This is a genomic window from Pedobacter sp. UBA4863 (assembly GCF_002399615.1).
Lineage (GTDB): Bacteria > Bacteroidota > Bacteroidia > Sphingobacteriales > Sphingobacteriaceae > Pedobacter.
In genome coordinates this window covers 14,119-32,231 of sequence record NZ_DHDZ01000028.1, presented here as the reverse complement: position 1 = coordinate 32,231, position 18,113 = coordinate 14,119, and the positions used below count along the sequence as shown (strand labels likewise).

14 protein-coding genes are annotated in these 18,113 nt (G+C 36.2%); 11 read left to right on the top strand and 3 right to left on the bottom strand.

Annotated elements, in window-relative coordinates; translation table 11 throughout:
* Window positions 1–201: 201 nt before the first annotated feature.
* A complete protein-coding gene (dnaK, locus tag B3I52_RS04950) occupies window positions 202–2,109 on the top strand; it encodes a molecular chaperone DnaK (protein ID WP_293299341.1) in 1,908 nt (635 codons plus the stop codon).
* 256 nt (window positions 2,110–2,365) lie between these two features.
* Here the strand turns inward: dnaK and B3I52_RS04945 are convergent, their stop codons facing one another.
* Complete coding sequence (locus B3I52_RS04945; RefSeq protein ID WP_293299340.1) at window positions 2,366–2,626, bottom strand: helix-turn-helix transcriptional regulator; 261 nt, start codon at window positions 2,624–2,626, stop codon at window positions 2,366–2,368.
* A gap of 235 nt (window positions 2,627–2,861) precedes the next feature.
* Between B3I52_RS04945 and B3I52_RS04940 the strand changes: the two genes are divergently transcribed.
* From B3I52_RS04940 to B3I52_RS04910, 7 genes are all read left to right on the top strand, one after another.
* Window positions 2,862–4,445 (top strand): vitamin K epoxide reductase family protein, encoded by a 1,584-nt coding sequence (locus B3I52_RS04940; RefSeq protein ID WP_293299339.1) that lies wholly within the window; start codon window positions 2,862–2,864, stop codon window positions 4,443–4,445.
* Between the two features lie 159 nt (window positions 4,446–4,604).
* Window positions 4,605–4,835 (top strand): hypothetical protein, encoded by a 231-nt coding sequence (locus B3I52_RS04935; RefSeq protein WP_293299338.1) that lies wholly within the window; start codon window positions 4,605–4,607, stop codon window positions 4,833–4,835.
* Between the two features lie 43 nt (window positions 4,836–4,878).
* A complete protein-coding gene (locus B3I52_RS04930; RefSeq protein WP_293299337.1) occupies window positions 4,879–5,919 on the top strand; it encodes a TlpA family protein disulfide reductase in 1,041 nt (346 codons plus the stop codon).
* Window positions 5,920–6,262: 343 nt separating this feature from the next.
* On the top strand, window positions 6,263–6,490 hold the full coding sequence (locus tag B3I52_RS04925) for a hypothetical protein (protein ID WP_293299336.1): 228 nt from the start codon (window positions 6,263–6,265) through the stop codon (window positions 6,488–6,490).
* Between the two features lie 53 nt (window positions 6,491–6,543).
* Window positions 6,544–7,662 carry a TlpA family protein disulfide reductase gene (locus B3I52_RS04920; protein ID WP_293299335.1) on the top strand — a complete coding sequence of 373 codons (1,119 nt, stop codon included), beginning with the start codon at window positions 6,544–6,546 and terminating at the stop codon, window positions 7,660–7,662.
* An 11-nt stretch (window positions 7,663–7,673) separates the two neighbouring features.
* Window positions 7,674–9,872, top strand: a complete 2,199-nt coding sequence (locus tag B3I52_RS04915; RefSeq protein WP_293299334.1) for a peptidase domain-containing ABC transporter — start codon at window positions 7,674–7,676, stop codon at window positions 9,870–9,872.
* 143 nt (window positions 9,873–10,015) lie between these two features.
* Window positions 10,016–11,173, top strand: a complete 1,158-nt coding sequence (locus B3I52_RS04910; RefSeq protein WP_293299333.1) for an HlyD family secretion protein — start codon at window positions 10,016–10,018, stop codon at window positions 11,171–11,173.
* Here B3I52_RS04910 and B3I52_RS04905 read toward each other — a convergent pair.
* Both B3I52_RS04905 and B3I52_RS04900 read right to left on the bottom strand, forming a co-directional pair.
* Window positions 11,157–12,272 carry a phosphotransferase enzyme family protein gene (locus B3I52_RS04905; protein WP_293299332.1) on the bottom strand — a complete coding sequence of 372 codons (1,116 nt, stop codon included), beginning with the start codon at window positions 12,270–12,272 and terminating at the stop codon, window positions 11,157–11,159. The genes B3I52_RS04910 and B3I52_RS04905 overlap by 17 nt on opposite strands.
* On the bottom strand, window positions 12,263–13,162 hold the full coding sequence (locus B3I52_RS04900) for a nucleotidyltransferase family protein (protein ID WP_293299331.1): 900 nt from the start codon (window positions 13,160–13,162) through the stop codon (window positions 12,263–12,265). The genes B3I52_RS04905 and B3I52_RS04900 overlap by 10 nt, the downstream gene beginning before the upstream one ends.
* A gap of 734 nt (window positions 13,163–13,896) precedes the next feature.
* Between B3I52_RS04900 and B3I52_RS04895 the strand changes: the two genes are divergently transcribed.
* The 3 genes from B3I52_RS04895 (at window position 13,897) to B3I52_RS04885 (ending at window position 18,096) form a co-directional block, all read left to right on the top strand.
* The gene (locus B3I52_RS04895) at window positions 13,897–16,839 is read left to right on the top strand and encodes an FAD-binding and (Fe-S)-binding domain-containing protein (protein ID WP_293299330.1); all 2,943 of its coding nucleotides are present in this window, start codon (window positions 13,897–13,899) and stop codon (window positions 16,837–16,839) included.
* A 4-nt stretch (window positions 16,840–16,843) separates the two neighbouring features.
* Window positions 16,844–17,431, top strand: a complete 588-nt coding sequence (locus tag B3I52_RS04890) for a Crp/Fnr family transcriptional regulator (protein WP_293299329.1) — start codon at window positions 16,844–16,846, stop codon at window positions 17,429–17,431.
* 68 nt (window positions 17,432–17,499) lie between these two features.
* Window positions 17,500–18,096 (top strand): DinB family protein, encoded by a 597-nt coding sequence (locus tag B3I52_RS04885; RefSeq protein ID WP_293299328.1) that lies wholly within the window; start codon window positions 17,500–17,502, stop codon window positions 18,094–18,096.
* Window positions 18,097–18,113: the final 17 nt, after the last annotated feature.

Sequence of the window (18,113 nt, the reverse complement as noted above, 5' to 3'; positions counted from 1 at the left end):
ACTGGCAATCATTTTCCACTCATTTTTAGACTTTAAACTTTTTACTTTTAACTCAATTTCTGCCAAGCTGTCAGCAGTAATCTTGGTTTTTCTTCACATTTTAGCAGTTTTTTGAGGTTAAAATCTGCCAAAAGCCTATTGGCATAAGGCTTGTTGAATAGCAGATATAACTAAAAAATAACAAAAGAAATATATAATAAAATGGGAAAAATAATTGGTATAGACTTAGGAACTACGAACTCTTGTGTTTCGGTAATGGAGGGTAACGAGCCTGTTGTTATTGCAAACGCGGAAGGTAAACGTACTACGCCATCTATTGTTGCTTTTACGGAAAACGGTGAGCGCAAAGTGGGCGAGCCTGCAAAACGTCAGGCAATCACAAACCCAACAAAAACAATCTACTCTATTAAACGCTTTATGGGTAGCAGTTTCGGTGAGGTTGATAAAGAAATTGGACGCGTACCTTATAAAGTGGTAAAAGGCGATAACAACACGCCACGTGTAGAAATTGACGATAGAAAATATACGCCACAAGAAATTTCGGCAATGGTTTTACAGAAAATGAAAAAAACTGCTGAAGATTTCTTAGGTCAAGAAGTTACAGAAGCCGTAATTACGGTGCCTGCTTACTTTAACGATGCGCAACGTCAAGCTACAAAAGAGGCCGGTGAAATTGCAGGTTTAACAGTGAAACGTATCATTAACGAGCCTACTGCCGCTGCTTTAGCTTATGGTTTAGATAAAGCACACAAAGACATGAAAATTGTGGTGTTTGACTGTGGTGGTGGTACGCATGACGTTTCTGTATTAGAATTAGGTGATGGTGTTTTTGAAGTAAAAGCTACTGACGGTGATACGCACTTGGGCGGTGATGACTTTGACCACGTATTAATTGAGTGGTTGGCAGAAGAGTTTAAAGCAGAAAACGGTATGGACTTGCACAAAGATCCAATGGCGTTACAACGTTTAAAAGAAGCTGCTGAAAAAGCTAAAATTGAGCTTTCTAGCACTACTTCTACCGAAATTAACTTGCCTTACATCACTGCCGATGCTAGCGGTCCTAAACACTTGGTACGTACTTTAAGCCGTGCAAAATTTGAGCAACTAGCTGCTGACTTGATTAAACGTACTATCGATCCTTGTAAATCTGCTTTGAAAAACGCTGGTTTATCTGTTGGCGATATTGATGAAATTATCTTGGTAGGTGGTTCTACTCGTATTCCTGCTATTCAGGATGCGGTTAAAGCTTTCTTTGGAAAAGAGCCTTCTAAAGGTGTAAACCCTGATGAGGTGGTGGCAATTGGTGCTGCTATTCAAGGTGGTGTATTAACTGGTGAAGTTAAAGATGTATTATTGTTAGATGTTACGCCACTTTCTTTAGGTATCGAAACTATGGGCGGTGTAATGACTAAATTAATTGAGGCTAACACAACCATTCCTTCTAAGAAAACAGAAACTTTCTCTACTGCGGCAGATAACCAACCATCAGTAGAAATCCACATCTTACAAGGTGAGCGTCCAATGGCTAATCAAAACCGTACAATTGGCCGTTTCATGTTAGACGGAATTCCGCCAGCGCCACGTGGTGTGCCTCAAATTGAAGTTGCTTTTGATATTGATGCGAACGGTATTTTAAATGTAAGCGCTAAAGATAAAGCTACTGGTAAAGAGCAAAAAATTCGTATCGAGGCTTCGTCTGGTTTAACTGATGCTGAAATTCAAAAAATGAAGCAAGAAGCTGAAGCTAACGCAGAAGCTGATGCTAAAGCAAAAGAAGAAGCTGATAAAATTAACAGTGCTGATGCCTTAATTTTCTCGACCGAGAAACAATTGAAAGAGTTTGGCGATAAATTATCTGCCGATAAAAAAGCTCCAATTGAAGATGGTTTGAAAAAACTGAAAGATGCACACGCTGCTCGTAACTTCGCTGATATTGAAGCTGCACAAACTGAGTTGCAAAATGCTTGGAATGCTGCCTCTGAAGAGATGTACAAAGCAGGTCAGGACGGACAGCCACAAGGAGATGCTGCACAAGCAGAACCACAACAAGGTGGCGATACCGTAACTGATGTTGATTATGAAGAAGTAAAAGACGACGATAAAAAGTAAAAGTTGGAAAGTCCGAAGTCCGATGACGGAAGTCTGAAAGCTTAAAGACCTAAAGATAGAAAGCGTTGCTGATTAATTTCAGTAACGCTTTTTTGTTGGTGCTTATCGTTATTGCGAGGAGGAACGGCAGCCTGCTCCGACCATTCGGAGAAGCAATCTTAAAGCGATGACCGTTAGCACTAGTCCAATAAATTGCATAAAACAACATCTATTAAAACTGATGAAAAAACATAGACTAGCGAATAAAGATTGTATGTTAAGTGACAGGTTTACTTTTTACTAGTCTTTCGGTAGTGGCACAAAGCAAGTAACGTTCAAATTCTAGGCATAAAGCAAGGTAGTTAAACTCCATGCCGTAAAACTTGGCAATTTTAACTGCAAGTGCAATGGTAAGCTGGGTTTGGTTCTCTTCTAATCTGGCGTAGGTAGATCTTTCTATATTCAAATAATATGCTACCGATTTTTGACTGATTGCTTTGTATTCTCTTAGTTTTTTTAAAACATTTCCAATATTCATAAACGCAAAATTTAGTTAGTATAATTGAAGTTACTACATTATGCTTTAAGAATGAAATTAAATGTAAGTAGTTGTATTGTTTGTGGTTATGGTTTTTATTGAAAAGCTAAGATAGTTGATTTCAATCCCCTCTCTCATAAAAAAAACTTTTAATTTTCTAAATTTTGTGCAAATTTTACACATTTTTTGTTTTTGTATAGTTGCGTTGTAAATTGGAATAACCAACCAAATAAATATGAAATTAATTGCTCACCTCCCCCACAATGCTATTGAAGTACCTAGACTATTGTTAAAGGAATTAAGCATAAAAGTAAGTGATTTTAGCTTAAGGAATAAACTAGAAGATCACCCAGATTTTCCGAGTTTAATGGCTGTGAGCGATTGTTTTACAGCGTGGAATATGCCAAATGCAGGCTATCTTATAAAAAAGGAAAGCTATAAGGTAGAAGAATTGCAATTTCCATTTATTGCACAAAGTCCTGCAAATGGAGGTTTATTAATGTTAATCCATGAAATTGTTAATGGTAAAGTAACCTACAGCGATGAAAAAGTTAAAAGAAAACAAATCACGGAACAAGAGTTTTTAGAAAGATGGAGTGGGGTATTACTTCACGTAGAAAAAATACCAAAAAGCGGAGAGGAGAAATATTCTAGTGAGCAGTTTATAGGAACGCTTAATAATTTAAAAATACCTGCACTTATTACATTTGTTACATTGGCCATTTTGGTTAGTTTAAATTTTAGTACGCTTGGTTTAGGTTACACCTTTCTACTTATTTTAAAATTTATTGGCTTAGGTATTTCTGCTTTACTGTTAACTCATAGTATAAATGCTAATAATCCATTGATACAAAATCTATGTAGCTTAGGTAAAAAAAATAACTGCAATGCTATTTTAAAATCTGATGCGGCAAAAGCCACTTCGTGGTTAAGCTGGGCTGAAGTAGGTTTTTTCTATTTTGCGGGCACTTTCCTTGCTTTACTATTTGTTCCTTCTTCTATATCAATACTGATTTTATTTAATGTTTGCGCTTTGCCTTACACAGTTTGGTCTATTTATTATCAGTTCAGCCATAAGAATTGGTGCCTATTGTGTTGTACTGTACAAGTTGTTTTATGGCTAGAATTTTTTGCCGCTTTGAGTTCTAATTCTTGGACTTTGAACCTTGCAGTTCCGTCTTCAATTTTTGGCCTAGTGTCAAGTTTTATAGTGCCAGTTTTATTATGGTTTATCTTAAAACCCGAATTGCAAAAAGCTGCAGAATATAATTTGTTAAAAAGGCAATTGAAAAAGTTTAAATACAATAGCGAGTTGTTTGGGCATGCGCTTACTAAACAGCCACGTTATGCTGTGCCTAATGAACTAGCGCCAATAACCCTTGGAGATCCAGCAGCACAAACCATTATTACCATGGTAAGTAATCCCTTTTGCGGCCCATGTGCAAAGGCTCACGAAACGTTAGATAAATGGTTGAAAACAAGAAAGGACATTCAACTGAAAATAGTGTTCACAACGGCCGACCATGATGATGACCAAAGAACAAAGGTAGCACGCCACATAACAGCCTTAAACTTAACCAACAATGTAGCATTGGTAGAAAAAGCCCTGAACCAATGGTATGCACAGCGTGAGAAAAAATACGATGAGTGGGCAAAACATTATCCGGTTAATATTGGAGAAGAAGTAAGCAAAACCACCAAAAAACAAAAGCAATGGTGCCAGATGACCGAAATTACCTTTACGCCAACCATATTGGTTAACGGATATAAAATACCGGAACCCTATAGATTAGAAGATATACCATATCTGATAGGTTAGCTAAAGAAATACCCAAAATTCGCGGATAGGGTAAAAGGGGCAGCCCGGTTGCAAACGACACTGCCCCAACAACGAGTAAGCACGTATATGCGTACCGTCTAAGTAAACCTGCGTGAAGGTTTACAAAACCTTAGTTAAAACAAATTTAAAACTTAAAAAATGAAAAGTTTAGAATTAAACGAAAAAGCATTTGCTGGAGCAACTTTGCTTAGCAGGGCCGAAATGAAAAAAGTAATGGGAGGATTGGAAGACTTAGGAACCAGTGGCGATTGTGAGAATGAATGTTATAACAATTCTGATTGTACAAATGGTACTACTTGTGTCCCTTATGATTTTGGTTCTAGCTGTCCTGGTAGAACAATTTACAAATGTACAAACAACCATGCCTAAGGCAATAGTCGGGTTGTAGACCCGACTATCTTATATCACTTTTATGAAAAAGACAACTTTTATCACGCTTATAATGGTGTTTAGGCTAACATACACCTTTGCACAAGATAGTCTTTGGATACAGGGCACCATTGATGAACGGTTTAATAATAAGGAAATCAAATTGTACAAGTACATCGGGCATAAAAATTCAATGGCGACAGCATTAGAGCTAGTCGATACCATTATCAATGGCAGTTTCGGTTTTAAATTTGCAGCCAAAACAGCAGAATCTTATAAGTTGATATGCCAAGACTATAAGAAGAACGCAGATGGATATTATTCAACAAAAATAACCGGGTTGCTTGCCGATACTGGAGTCGTTAAAATCCAGATAGACTCCATGTTTAACAAGGTATTGGCAGAAGGAAAATTACAATGGAATAAAGAACGGGATTCGCTGGCATATTACCTTAGGGGCGATTTGTTTGACCCCACCCAGATTAACAAAGCAGAGGTTACCTTTATAAAAAAGCATCTGCAAAACCCCTTTAGTGGACAGCTTTTATTCGAACTATATAATAAAATAGAGGATAAGATATTAGATTCCCTTACCAAAATACTGCCGTCAAAACAATTTGAAAGTTCTACAGGTATGTTCATTAAATTTTTAACAGACAGTGTAATTGTAGGAAAATCTTTAGCATATTTCCAGTTACCAGACACTTTAGGCACAATGATAAATAGTAAAACTCTTTTGGGCAAATATGTACTGTTTGATTTTTGGGCCTCATGGTGCGTGCCGTGTAGGGCAGAAAACCCTTATATAAAACAGATATATAAAAAGTACAAAAACAAGTTACAGATTGTTCAGATTTCGTTTGATAAGGATAAAGACAAATGGTTGGAAGCAATCGGCAAAGACGGGTTGCAACCATTTATACATATTTCTGATTTGAAGAACTGGGACAGTCTTTTGTCCAAAAAGTTTAATATCATGAGTATTCCAGCAAATTTAATTGTGGATCCCAATGGAAAAATAATTGCTAGAAATTTGAGAGGGAAAAAAATGTTAGAAGAAGTAAGAAAATTAATAAATAAATAGCATTGCTTTTTGGATATTGATCTGCATTCTAAAATATTTAGGAGGTAAGGGTCTGTAAAACAAGTTAATGAAATGGATTACGGTTCTGCCTGCTTACGTATGATAATAAATTTATATGTGGTTGGTGTTATCACCATTCCACGCATTGAACTAAAAAGTAAAACAATGTGGTGATAACACCGATCGTAAGAAAAAATACTTTTAAGTCTAGATGTTAAAAAAGGGGCAGCACTATTGCAAGCGAGACTGCCCCAACAACGAGTAAGGGCGTTTACCCTCACCGCCGTAAGCAGGCCAGCGTGGAAGGCCTGCAAAAACTTAAACATCCAAATTTATAAAAATTATGAACAAGCAAAATTTACTCAGCCGTGCTGAGATGAAAAAAGTAATGGGAGGGTATGCAATGCCTGAAGAAGTGGGGAAAGACTGCGCCTTTGCAATATGTAGTTATCGCGGAGCAGGTGGTGAATGGGTCTCAGGATCATGTGGGAGTTCAATAAATGGAGAACAATGCCGCTGTATTGCTCAGGACGGATCATCTAGTGTGCCATTTTCTGGCTGTTTAGCTTGATTTTTTCAATTTTTATACCCACGATATTCGTGGGTATATCTAAAGAATTTTATATGCGATATTTATTTTATTTTTTACTTCTCATATATCCTAGCTATGTAGAAGCTCAACATATTTTTTCTCTGAAAATCAAAACCACGAAGGATTTTGAAGGGGATAAATTCCTTATTGCTATTTTAGATAAAGACCAACGAAAAGTATTGAAAAAAGATAGCTTAACTGTCAAAAACGGTCAGCTGTTCTATGATGGCACAATCAATGAAGAAGTTGCCTTTGTCTCCGTCTCAAAAGTTAAAAGCAAACTATCTAAAATCATAATAATAAATTCTGGAGAAAATAATCTTATACTTTCGAATACTACCATTCCGATAGCTGGATATGCTCCTCTAAACATCACAGGCAATAAAGGCATAGCAGTTCTAGACAGCCTACATCAAATAAGGGATAAATATTACGATAAGTTTAGTATCGCTGAAGGAGGTGCGAGGGTATTAACCAAAGAAGGAATTGCTGAGTTAAACGAAAAACAAATGGATTATTTAAAAAATTATCCTGATAACTATTTTTCTGCTTTACTTCTATATGAATTAAGCTTATACAACTTTCGTAAGGACTATCAATTATATGTTAAAAATACATATGATAATTTTTCTGAAATTGCAAAAAAGAGTGACATCGGTAAGGTTTTATCAGACAACATAGCTAACTATTTTCTAGTAAATAAAAATACATTAGTAGAAAAGAAAGTTCCGTTCTTTCGTGTTGAAAAATATGATGGTTCAATATTTAAAAATGAAACGCTAAATGGAGATATATATTTAATTGTTTTTTCAGCCACTTGGTGTGTCCCATGTAAACAAGAGTTACCCATTTTAAAAAGCATTTATAAAAAATATAGCAGTAAAGGTCTTAAAGTAGTTTATTTTAATGAAGACGATGATATTGGCAAATGGAATTTACATATTAAAGACAACGATTTAGCCGCATGGATAAACGTATCTGAGAAAAAGAAAGCAAGGGATGGAATAATTAGCAAGAAATTTGGCGTCTATAGCGTACCTGCATATTTCTTGATTGATAAGAACGCTAATATCATTTATAATTCAAATATTGATCAAGAGGGCAGATTAAACAAATTAGCAAAAGCTATTGACAAAGTTTATAGTAAATAACAATTATATCATTGAAAACCTTCCCTTTTTACAAACAACCTGATCAAATGGACTGCGGTCCAACTTGCTTACGCATGATAGCGAAGCATTATGGTAAAAATTTCAGTTTACAAAGATTAAGAGATATAGCAGGCATCAACAAAGAAGGTGTTTCTTTATTAGGTATTAGTGAGGCCGCCGAGAAAATAGGCTTCCGTATTATGGGCAGTAGGTTAACCTTGCAACAACTAACAGAAACAGATTTTCCTGTTATTTTACATTGGAACCAAAATCATTTTGTTATTCTATTTAAAATTAAAACAACAAAGGCTAATGGCGTTTATCATATTGCAGATCCGGCTAAAGGGATTATTCAATATACAGAGACCGAGTTTTTAAAACATTGGCTAAGTACTCACAATAATGGACATAGCCAAGGTATTGCTTTAATGCTTTCGACAACGCCTGCTTTTTATGAGCAAGAGGGAGACAAAAAAACGGCATTAGATTTTGGGTTTTTATTACGTTACTTGTACCAATACAAGCAGTTGGTGTTACAACTCTTTGTTGGTTTGGGTGTTGGTAGTTTGTTACAGCTTATAATACCTTTCTTAACACAATCTGTTGTAGATATTGGTATTAATACTAAAAATCTCAATTTTATTTACATTGTACTTATTGCCCAAACTATGTTATTTATTGGGCGTATAAGTGTAGATTTTATTCGCTCTTGGATATTGTTGCACATTAGCACCCGTGTAAATATCTCTATTCTTACTGATTTCCTTATTAAGTTAATGAAATTGCCTATGAGCTTTTTCGATACAAAAATGACTGGAGATATTATGCAGCGCATGAACGACCAAAAACGTATCGAGAGCTTTTTAACAGGTTCTACTTTAAGTACTATTTTTTCGCTGTTTAATCTGTTAGTTTTCACTTTGGTTTTGGCATATTACAATATCAATATCTTCTTTATTTTTTTGGTAAGTAGTGTGCTTTATTCCTTGTGGGTAATTGCTTTTCTAAAGCGGCGCAGGGAATTAGATTTTAAACGATTTGACATCTCCTCTAAAAATCAAAGTAGTATTGTGCAATTAATTGACGGTATGCAAGAGATTAAGCTTAATAATTGCGAACAGCAAAAACGCTGGGAATGGGAGCATTTACAAGCTGGATTATTTAGGTTTAGTATTAAAAGCCTTTCGCTTGGCCAAGTGCAACAGACAGGAGCTTTTTTTATCAACGAAGGGAAAAATATACTCATTACTTTTTTAGTGGCTAAAGCTGTAATAGATGGTCAACTTACTTTAGGTGGTATGATGGCGATTCAGTATATTGTAGGGCAGGTGAATAGCCCCATTGAACAATTGCTTGGTTTTATACAACAAATGCAAGATGCTAAGATTAGTCTAGAAAGATTAAATGAAATTCATGAGATGGAAGAAGAGGAGCCTGTAGATAAGGTTTTTTTGAAAAACCTTCCCTTAGATCAATCTATCAGCTTGCAAAATGTAACTTTTTTTTATCCAGGAGCTGGTAATGAGCCTGTGTTAAATGAAATTAACCTAAATATTCCACAAGGTAAAACAACCGCTATTGTGGGTATGAGTGGTAGTGGAAAAACAACTATTCTAAAATTATTGCTAAGGTTTTATAGCCTGCAAAAAGGGGAGATAAAAGTTGGTGCGGGAAATTTGGACCAAATTGGCTTTGGTTTTTGGCGTAGCCAATGTGGAACGGTAATGCAAGATGGCTTTATTTTTTCTGATACGATAGCTAAAAACATTACAGTTGCTGATGAATATCCAGATATGGATAAGTTAAAACATGCCATAAAAGTGGCTAACATTGGAGATCTGACTGAGGGTTTGCCTTTAGGGCTAAATACAAAAATTGGAGCAGAAGGTAACGGAATTAGTCAGGGACAGAAGCAACGTATATTAATAGCACGTGCTGTTTATAAAGATCCGGCTTACATTTTCTTTGATGAAGCTACCAATGCACTTGATGCCAATAATGAGCACGTCATTATGCAAAATTTAGAAGCTTTTTTTGAAGGACGAACAGTAGTGGTGGTAGCTCATCGATTAAGTACGGTCAAAAATGCCGATAATATTGTGGTGTTGGATAAAGGTAAAATTGTTGAGGAAGGAACGCATGAACAATTAACAAAATTAAGAGGAGAGTATTATCATTTGGTAAAAAACCAACTAGAGCTGGGCAATTAATTTAAACTTTATTTATGCCAAGAGAAGAAAAGATATTGCTAAACAGAAATAGCGAAGAAATTAACGAAATTATTACCGCCGTACCTTCGTGGATTTTACGTTGGGGCATCACTCTAATTTTTTCTATTTTATTGTTAATTATTTTGGCTTCGGCCCTAATACGTTATCCAGATATTGTAAAAGCACCGTTAAAAATTAATTCATTAAATGCTCCTAAAGAAATAATTACTCATCAGCAAGGGAAATTAATTAAACTATTAGTTAGAGATAATCAGTTTGTGCAAAATCGTCAAGCTTTGGCCTTTTTAGAGAGTACAGCTAAGCATGAAGATGTGTTAAAGTTGCAGAAGCAACTAGAGGTTTTAACAATTCAAGTAGAAAATAATACAGGTAAGAAGCTCGAGACAATATTGCCGAAAGGTTTAGCTTTGGGAGAATTGCAGACCTCGTATCAAAATTTTTATCAAGAATTTATACAATTCTCTAATACGCAAGAAGGAGGCTTTTATCTTGCTCAAAGAGCATATTTACAAAAAGACCTCAATGAGATTAGTAAATTGGAACAGCAAATTCTAAAACAAAAACAAATACAGGAAAAAGAGTATGCTAACATTGCCGAAGAATATGAAAGTTATCAGAAACTGAAGAGTAAAAATGTAATTTCTAATAGTGAATTTAAGCAGCAAGAAAATAAATATTTGTCGGGTAAATATCCACTAGAGCAAACAGCAACAGCTCTAATTAATAATCGTACTAGTTTACTTGCAAAGCAAAAAGAATTAGCCACTTTAGAAAATACCATAATAGAGCAACAAAGTAAGTTTATACAAGCACTAAATAGTATGAAAACAGAAATAGATAAATGGCTATTGAATTATGTGGTTAGTGCTACTATGGATGGCAAAGTTAGCTATGTCGGAATTTTACAAGAAAATCAAAATGTAAAGGCTGGAGAAGAGTTATTTATTGTAAACCCGGGGAGTAATGATTTTTTTGGAGAAGTACAAATACCGCAATTTAATATGGGAAAAGTTGGTATGGGACAAAAAGTACTCGTTAAATTGCGAAGCTATCCTTTTGAGGAGTACGGTGCTATTGATGGAAAAATTAGCTATTTGACAGATGCAGCTTTGAAGGATAGTATATTTTTTGCCAAGATTGATTTTCAAAAAATACCCCTAGAAAATAAAGAGCAGCCTATTGTACTAAAACCAGGTATGATGGCCGATGCGGAAATTATCACAAAGGAAAGCTCTTTATTACAAAGGTTTTTACACAATATTGTTAAGCTATTCGATTAGTTGAAAAAATGCTTTTTAAGCCTTGTTCTTTCAGAAGACAATCATCAATTAATTGTTGTAGTTGGTCTTCGTCCTTTATCAATTCTTCCAACAATTTAAACTGATTTCTTGCCCTATCCAAGTTTTGCTCAGCATAACTGATAGGGTAGTAGATACTCCCGTTTAAGAAATCGGTTAAAAAACGCAGCGCCTGCATGTAAATGATGTATTTGCCGCTAAAAAGCAGCATTTCTTTTTCTGTGGCTGTTAAAATACTCCCCATTTCAGATAGGTAGCCTTCTATCATGGCCGAAAAATAAGGTACTCGAATCCTAATCTTCGACAAATCTTTCTCGTTTTCAGAAAACTCACAAAGATAGGTACGCATCATGTCCCCCAAATCAGAAATAAACTTGCCGGGCATTAGCGTATCTAGGTCTATCACGCACACACCTTCGTAAGTGTCCTTGTTAAGCAATACGTTGCTAATTTTAGTGTCGTGGTGCATTACCCTATTGGGTAAATCGCCTTTTTCATTGAATTGGTTGTATTGCCATACAATATGTTCAAATTTAAGCGCAGCCTCAACTTCTGGTTGCGCTTTAACAGTTTGCTTACTGTTTGCTAAAGCATTTTTAAACTGATTAAAACGCAGTTCTAAATCGTGAAAACCAATAATTGTTGGCGTTAACGTACTGCTATCAAAACCATTTAGTAATCTGCTGAGTTTGCCAAATTGTTTTGCCGCTTCGTAGGCTTGCTTTGGCGATGTTAGCGTATCTAAGGCCACGGTATCAGCTATAAAAGGAGATAGCCTCCAGTAGTTATCGTTAAGAACTACCATGGTGTTGCCTGTGATTGTTTGCAAAGGAGCGGGAAAAAGATAAGATGCGTCTTGGTTGCTTAAATAAGTGGCAACAAGCTTAATGTTTGTTGCAATTGCCTGTGGGTTCTGGAAAACATTTGCATTAATTTTTTGCAAGATATATGCTTTTCCATTGTCTAAATGAGTTAACAAATAGGTGCTGTTAATGTGTCCAGAACCTATTTGTTTTATTTTGATGTTTTTGCGAGTTAAGCCATAAGCTTTTAATACATTTTCATCAATAGTTAATTCCATAGTTTTTCGGGGTAATTACCTTTTTTTATAAGCTCATCAATACTTGCTTGAACCAACGGCTTATCTTCTTTGTAGGTAACTCCAAACCATTGGTTGTCGGTTGGTACTACTTTAAAAGAAGCTTTTTGGGTATTAACCAGATGCTCGCCCATGAGAGGGATAAAAAACTCGGCTTTGGGTTTGTCTTTATTTTCTAGGGCAAAAATTTTAAACAAATCTTCTGTTATTTGGAATACGGCAGGCGTAAATCCCCAAAAATTCATAGATACTGGTGTATCGAAATCAAGTGGAGTTTCGGTGCCTTCTTCTTCAAATACAATAGCGTTGTCTTTTTTGTAAACCTTTGTTCTTTCCACAATTTCTGTCAAATTTCCCGCTTCATCAGTTTTACAGACACCTCTTGATACGGCGCCAAAGTCTGATAAGGTTTTGCCAATTTTGTAGCCGATAATTGAATAGTTTTTATCGTTTACCTCTGTGGTAAGAAAATCTGCCATCTTCTTAAAGGCATCGTAGCCATAAAAATCATCGGCATTAATTACGCAGAAAGGTTCTTTAACAATCTTTCTTCCCGATAGAATAGCGTGTGCCGTACCCCATGGTTTTTCTCTGTAAATTTCTTCCTCAATACCAAATTGTTTAAGGTCGAAATTTTGAAAAACGTAATCTACTTCAATTTTGCCTTTTAACTTTGCATCGAAAATAGACTTAAAGTTATCGGCAAACTCTTCTTTGATGATAAATACAACTTTTCCAAATCCAGCTTTAATTGCATCATATATAGAATAATCGATAATGGTTTCTCCATTAGGGCCAAAACCATCAATTTGTTTCATGCTACCATAACGACTAGCCATACCGGCTGCCAAAATAAGTAAGGTTGGTCTCATTAACTATTTAGTTTTTAAGTGAATATTTATTTGTAGCCAAAGTTAACTTTTAGAATGTAAAAAAGCCTATCAACTTTTAATTAGTTGTAAGTATTTGCGTTTGATAAGCCTATTGTGTTGCATCCTTTTTTGTTATCGAAGCTTATAACCTGTTTAAATTTATCTAATAATTTGTTTATGCTGCTTTTCGGCTGCAACTTTGTTGTGTTTTTTTGAATTATAAGCCTCGCTATCTCTTCAAAAAACCCGCCTCGTTTCGCTCAAAAATAAGCGATAAACATTTTTACGACATAAATTAAACAGGCCTTAAATTTTATATTCACCTGCCCTTTTATCGTTATTCTACGGTGGTTAATATTTCAATAAGCATTTATTGGGCTTAATTTTTTCCTTATAAATCACTTTTAACGGTTTCTTGTATCTTTTAGCTTTTTTAAGCCATTAATACAATGATAAAATTTCAAATTAAAGTTTAAAAAAACGTGTATCAATCAAACGTTTGCGTGCTATTGTTTAATAAAAATTATAGGCAAACATATTTTTTTGAAAGGTGTAGTGTCTTATTTTTACTGTTACATCACCTAGCCAGCCTAAATTTTAATCAAATTTAGGCTGACTTTCAAAAGCCGAATAAAACAAACGTTTGTGTTAATTTTGAATTTAATTCCGGCATTGCGTCAATATTTGCGGTTTTTTGTTGTAGAAAGCGCAAGTAATTTTATTAATTTTACTGTGTGTTAAATCATCGTAATCTTTCCCCATTTTTCGAAACTTTAAGTGCTTGCCTTAACGGAGAGCTCTTTTTCGACAATTCACCAGAACACGAAGCGCAGAAATTAGTTTATTCTACTGATGCTTCGGTTTATCAAGAAAAGCCTTTGGCGGTAGCTGTGCCACAAACAACTGAGGACATCAAGAGCCTTATCGCTTTTGCAAACGAACACCGTTTAACGCTTATTCCAAGAGCTGCCGGTACTTCTTTGGCCGGGCAAGTAGTTGGCAACGGAGTTATTGTTGATATTTCTAAATACTTCAATCAGATATTGGAGATTAATGCAGAAGAACAGTACGTGAGGGTGCAACCGGGTGTAATTAGGGACGATTTGAATGTGGCATTACGCCCCTTCGGTTTGATGTTTGGTCCAGAAACTTCTACTGCCAATAGGGCGATGATTGGCGGAATGATTGGCAATAACTCTTGCGGTTTGCATTCTATTGTTTGGGGTGATACCAGACAGAATTTGCTAGAGGTGAAAGGATATTTAAGCAACGGACAGGAGGTAGTGTTCGGTAACCTCAACTTAGCCGAAGTAGCAGAAAAAGCAAAACTAAACAGCTTAGAAGGTGTAATTTACCAAGGGATTTCTGAAATGGTAAGCAATCCCGATAATATCGATGCGATAGAAAAAGGCTACCCAAAAAAGACGCTTACCAGAAGAAATACGGGATACGCATTAGATTTCCTAATTCCAGAGGAAGGGAAAGAAAATTTTAATATGTGCCAGCTGGTAGCAGGTTCGGAAGGAACATTGGTTTTTATCACCGAAGCAAAGCTGAAACTATTGCCGCTGCCGCCTAAAAAAGATGCACTGGTTTGTGTACATTTCAATTCACTGGCAGAATCGCTTTTGACGAATATTGTCATCTTGAAACATCAACCAATGGCTTCGGAGTTGGTAGATAAGTACATTATGGACTTTACCAAAGGCCATGCCGTTTATCAACATAACCGTTTTTTTATAGAAGGCGAGCCCGAAGCATTATTAATGGTAGAGTTTTTTGCCGAAACACAACAAGAGTTAGATGTTAAGACAACAGCCTTAATTGCAGATTTGAAATTAGCCGGTTTGGGCTATGCCTATCCGGTAGTTTACGGTGCGCAAGCTAAATTAGCTTGGGATGTACGTAAAGCAGGTTTAGGCTTAATTAGAAACTTGCCAGGAGACAACCAGCCCGTAAACCTAATTGAAGATTGTGCCGTTGCGCCAGAAGATTTACCAGCTTACATTGAAGAACTTAAAGAAATATTAGATAAGTACAATTTAAAAGCGTCGTATTATGCGCATGCCGGTGCAGGAGAACTACATGTAGAACCAATGATTAACCTAAAGACTTCGGCAGGAAAGGAGCTTTTTAGAACGGTTTTAAAGGAAACAGCTGCTTTGGTTAAAAAACACCAGGGTTCTTTAAGTGGCGAGCATGGCGATGGTCGTTTACGTGGAGAATTTATTAAGGATGTATTGGGCGAAAAAGTGTACGGACTTTTAAAGGAAGTAAAGCAGCTATTCGATCCGCTTGGTGTTTTCAATGCCAATAAGATTGTAGATACGCCACCAATGAACGAATTTTTGCGTTACGAAACCGATAAGAAAATTAAGCCTATCAAAACTATTTTCGATTTCTCTAAGAGTGAAAGTATTTTAAGGCTGGCCGAAAAATGTTCTGGTTCGGGCGATTGTAGGAAAACGCATGTGAGCGGCGGTACCATGTGTCCATCTTACATGGCGACCCGACAAGAGAAAGATACCACCAGGGCAAGGGCTAATATTTTACGTCAGTTTTTAACCAATTCGCAAGGCGATAATCCTTTCAATCACAACGAAATTAAAGAGGTGATGGATTTGTGCTTGAGTTGTAAGGCTTGTAAATCAGAATGCCCGTCTAGTGTAGATGTGGCAAAGATGAAAGCCGAATTTTTACAGCATTACTACGACGCCAATGGCATCCCTTTCCGTACCCGAGTAATTGCCAATTTTACCAAATCGCAAGCTTTGGGCGCAATTTTTCCCGCCATTTATAATGCTTTAATTTCATACAATTTTACCAGTAAGCTAATTAAAAAAGTAATTGGTTTTGCACCAGAGAGATCGTTGCCAAAAGTTGGAAAAACAACTTTGCGTAGCTGGAAAAAACGACATGATAAAATGCAAGCTTCGCAAGTTAGAGAGAAAAAAGTTTACCTGTTTTGCGATGAATTTACCAATTATAACGATGTGGAGATTGGGATAACGGCGATTCAGCTTTTAGAAAAGTTAGGCTATGAAGTTGTCATCCCTCAGCACGAAGAAAGTGGTAGGACCTATTTGTCTAAAGGTTTGTTACGTGATGCCAAAGCCCTAGCAAATAAAAATGTAAGTTTATTGGCCGATTTGGTCAATGCCAATGAGCCATTATTGGGTGTCGAGCCATCTGCTTTACTTACCTTTAGAGATGAATATCCAGAATTGGTCGATGCTCATTTGGTGCAAAAAGCGAAAAACCTAGCACAAAATGCTTTCTTAATAGAAGAGTTCTTGCTACAAGAATTTGAAGCTAATAAAATCAGTGCTAATCAATTTACTTCCGATTATCAATTGGTGAAATTACACGGTCACTGTTATCAAAAGTCTTTAAATGCACTTACACCAACAGAGAAAATATTGGAAATGCCTGCCAATTACAAGGTAGAAATGATACCATCAGGCTGTTGCGGTATGGCGGGCTCGTTTGGTTACGAAAAAGAGCACTACGAAGTTTCGATGCAAGTAGGAGAGTTGGTGCTATTGCCCGAGGTGAGAAATGCGGCAGCAGATACCATAATTGCCGCTGCGGGAACAAGCTGTAGGCATCAAATTAAGGATGGAACAGAAAGAATAGCAAAGCATCCGGTAGAAATTTTGTGGGAAGCACTAAAGTAAGCCTATGCAAGAAGACAGTTTTCAGCACTTAGCGCAATTCGTTAAAGAGCATTTTGTTTTACCGGACAAGAGTGTTGCCGAATTTGTTTCGATTTGGTCTTCTTTTAGTGCGGTAAGAAAAGAATTGTTAACCCAAGAGGGCGAACAAGAGAAATATTTGTACTTTGTTTTGGAAGGTGTTCAACGAGTGTATGCTTTAAATAATGAAGGGAAAGAAGCAACTTTAATTTTTACCTATGCCCCATCTTTTGGTGGTGTATTGGATGCGATGATGACTTCGCAGAAATCTAAATACTATTATGAAACCTTAACTCCGTCCAGTTTTCTGAGGGCTCCAATAACAGAAGTTAAGAGGCTAATGCATAGAAACCCAGAAATTGCATCGATGATTAACATAGGAGTGAGCCAAGCTTTGGGAGGAGTTTTGGATAGATTAGTAGAGTTGCAACTGATGTCTTCGGAAGAAAAATTTAGAACATTATTAGCTCGAAGTCCACATATTCTTACTTTGGTACCTCATAAATATTTGGCAAGTTATCTCGGTATCGATGCTACCAATTTCAGCAAACTGATGAATAGCGTAAAAATTTAATCTTGGTAAATACCAATATTTATCTTTCAATGAGGCTTTAATTTTGCATCATTAAATGATACAACATTATGAGTGCAATAGACAAAAAAGCATTTATCGCAGACCTTTATCAAAGAACAGAAACAATTTTGGAAAAAGCGATAAAGGAATATCAAAATTTAGACCAACCTATGTTGAGTTTTTCTGCCAGTAAAGATAGTTGGAGCATAGCACAAGTATTATCGCATCTTAACTCTTACGGTAATTATTATTTGCCTAAAATGGAAGCAATTTTAGAAAAACCTATCGAATTTTCGACACAGGCTTACACGTCAAGTTGGTTGGGTACTTATTTTGTGAATATGATGGATGTGGGTAAAAGTAACAAACGCTATAAAGCGGCTAAGCAACATCAGCCAATAGTAGCAGATGTTTATGCTGAGGTGGCCGAATTTATCAGTCAGCAAGAGCGTATGCTAAGATGTATAAAAGCATTTTCGGGGGTAGATCTCAATAAAACAAAGATTGCTATTTCAATTGCTAAATTGGTAAAACTGAAACTTGGCGATGTACTTTGTTTTTTAATAACGCATACCGAGCGCCATGTAAGGCAAATTAAAAAGATACAAAGTGCACAAACCGATGGCTTATCCCAAAGGGCAATTCTTGCATCGTTTGGCCCTTAGGTATTTTTCGCAACAGT

Bases quoted from the DNA above. Each gene is read 5' to 3' on its own strand.
- B3I52_RS04945 (WP_293299340.1), bottom strand. From the start codon at position 2,626: ATGAATATTGGAAATGTTTTAAAAAAACTAAGAGAATACAAAGCAATC.
- B3I52_RS04935 (WP_293299338.1), top strand. From the start codon at position 4,605: ATGAAAAGTTTAGAATTAAACGAAAAAGCATTTGCTGGAGCAACTTTG.
- B3I52_RS04930 (WP_293299337.1), top strand. From the start codon at position 4,879: ATGAAAAAGACAACTTTTATCACGCTTATAATGGTGTTTAGGCTAACA.
- B3I52_RS04920 (WP_293299335.1), top strand. From the start codon at position 6,544: ATGCGATATTTATTTTATTTTTTACTTCTCATATATCCTAGCTATGTA.
- B3I52_RS04900 (WP_293299331.1), bottom strand. From the start codon at position 13,162: ATGAGACCAACCTTACTTATTTTGGCAGCCGGTATGGCTAGTCGTTAT.
- dnaK (WP_293299341.1), top strand. From the start codon at position 202: ATGGGAAAAATAATTGGTATAGACTTAGGAACTACGAACTCTTGTGTT.
- B3I52_RS04890 (WP_293299329.1), top strand. From the start codon at position 16,844: ATGCAAGAAGACAGTTTTCAGCACTTAGCGCAATTCGTTAAAGAGCAT.
- B3I52_RS04905 (WP_293299332.1), bottom strand. From the start codon at position 12,272: ATGGAATTAACTATTGATGAAAATGTATTAAAAGCTTATGGCTTAACT.
- B3I52_RS04925 (WP_293299336.1), top strand. From the start codon at position 6,263: ATGAACAAGCAAAATTTACTCAGCCGTGCTGAGATGAAAAAAGTAATG.
- B3I52_RS04940 (WP_293299339.1), top strand. From the start codon at position 2,862: ATGAAATTAATTGCTCACCTCCCCCACAATGCTATTGAAGTACCTAGA.
- B3I52_RS04885 (WP_293299328.1), top strand. From the start codon at position 17,500: ATGAGTGCAATAGACAAAAAAGCATTTATCGCAGACCTTTATCAAAGA.